This window comes from Streptomyces sp. UH6 (assembly GCF_013421635.1).
GTDB classification, from domain to species: Bacteria; Actinomycetota; Actinomycetes; order Streptomycetales; family Streptomycetaceae; genus Streptomyces; species Streptomyces abyssomicinicus.
This window is the reverse complement of sequence record NZ_JACADT010001110.1, coordinates 1-1,760: the sequence shown is the minus strand read 5'-3', so window position 1 is coordinate 1,760 and position 1,760 is coordinate 1. Positions and strand designations below refer to the sequence as shown.

The window sequence follows — 1,760 nt, the reverse complement described above, 5'->3', positions numbered from 1 at the left end:
CGGCCCCTCGATCAGCACCGCCCGGGGACGGACCGCGTCCAGGGCGGCCCGTACCGCGCGGGCCGAGCCCGGCCCGTGGTGCCGCACCCCCAGCAGCAGCGGCAGCGCGTGGGAACCGCTCACGCCGACACCTCCCGGCAGGCGCGGTAGAAGTCCTTCCAGCCGTCCCGCTCACGGACCACGGTCTCCAGGTACTCCTGCCAGATCACCCGGTCGGCTGCCGGGTCGCGGACCACCGCGCCGAGGATGCCCGCCGCCACGTCCGCCGGCCGGAGCACGCCGTCGCCGAAGTGGGCCGCCAGCGCGAGGCCGTTGGTGACCACCGAGATCGCCTCGGCGGTGGAGAGCGTGCCGCTGGGCGTCTTCAGCTTGGTGCGCCCGTCGGTGGTCAGGCCGTCGCGAAGCTCGCGGAAGACCGTGACGACCCGGCGGATCTCGTCGATGCCGTCCGGTGCCTGCGGCAGCTCCAGGGAGCGGCCGAGCTGGTCGACGCGGCGGGAGACGATCTCCACCTCCGCCTCCGGGCTCTCCGGCAGCGGCAGCACCACGGTGTTGAAGCGGCGCCGCAGCGCGCTGGACAGGTCGTTGACCCCCCGGTCGCGGTCGTTCGCGGTGGCGATCAGGTTGAATCCGCGGACCGCCTGGACCTCCTCGCCGAGCTCCGGTATCGGCAGTGTCTTCTCGGAGAGGATGGTGATCAGGGTGTCCTGGACGTCCGCCGGGATGCGGGTGAGCTCCTCGACGCGGGCGATCATTCCCTCGCCCATGGCCCGCATCACCGGGCTGGGCACCAGCGCGTCGCGGCTGGGGCCGTGGGCCAGCAGCTGGGCGTAGTTCCAGCCGTAGCGGATGGCCTCCTCCGGGGTGCCGGCGGTGCCCTGGACGAGCAGTGTGGAGTCGCCGCTGACGGCGGCCGCCAGGTGTTCGGAGACCCAGGTCTTGGCGGTGCCGGGCACGCCGAGCAGCAGCAGGGCGCGGTCGGTGGCGAGCGTGGTGACGGCCACCTCGACGATGCGGCGCGGGCCGACGTACTTCGGCGAGATCACGGTGCCGTCGTCGAGCGTGCCGCCGAGCAGGTAGGTCGCGACCGCCCACGGGGACATCTTCCAGCGGGCCGGGCGGGGCCGGTCGTCGGCGGCCGCCAGCGCCTGGAGCTCCTGGGCGAAGGCGTCCTCCGCGTGCGGCCGCAGCGCCTGCTCGTTCTTTGCGCCCTTCGCGGGCGCGGGGTCGTCGGACACCGCGGTGACGGACGTCGGTTCGATGGACACAGACATGGCTGAGGCCCCCTCCAGCTCGGCCGGTTCGGATCTGCTGACCACCTTGCACCACACCACTGACAATCGGTCACGACCAGGGAGGACACCGGCCGCTGGGCCGTCCGGGGCAGCGTTGTCAGCGGCAGGTCCTACCGTCGGTTCCATGACTCAGCAGGGGGTGCGCTGGAGCGCGGAACAAGTGCTGGCGCTGGCGCCTGACGCGGCGTCTCGCAAAGCCGGAAGCAAACTCGCCGCGGCCGGGCCGTGGTCCGGCACGGGCTGCGACGACGAGGGGACGGTGTGGGGCCTGTGCAAGGGAAGCGGCAGCAAGCCGTACCAGACGATCGTGGACATGGGGGAGTCGTCGGCTCCCGCCTACAAGTGCAGTTGTCCGAGCCGTAAGTTTCCCTGCAAGCACGCGCTGGGGCTGCTGCTCCTGTGGGCCGCGGACCCGGCGGCCGTACCCGCCGGCCAGGAGCCGCCCGACTGGGCTCGGCAGTGGCT

The 1,760-nt window shown here is 72.8% G+C and carries 2 protein-coding genes; one reads left to right on the top strand and one right to left on the bottom strand.

Annotation, left to right across the window (positions count from 1 at the left end; translation table 11 throughout):
- Nucleotides 1-119 precede the first annotated feature (119 nt).
- Complete coding sequence (locus tag HW445_RS29740; RefSeq protein ID WP_180223918.1) at nt 120-1,274, bottom strand: AAA family ATPase; 1,155 nt, start codon at nt 1,272-1,274, stop codon at nt 120-122.
- A gap of 145 nt (nt 1,275-1,419) precedes the next feature.
- On the opposite strand from HW445_RS29740, the gene HW445_RS29735 reads away from it, so the two are divergent.
- The coding region (locus tag HW445_RS29735) for an SWIM zinc finger family protein (protein ID WP_180223917.1) at nt 1,420-1,760 on the top strand (341 nt) is incomplete at its 3' end.

What these genes read in the sequence shown, in the direction of transcription:
- HW445_RS29740 (WP_180223918.1), bottom strand. Translation starts at nt 1,274, where the DNA reads ATGTCTGTGTCCATCGAACCGACGTCCGTCACCGCGGTGTCCGACGAC.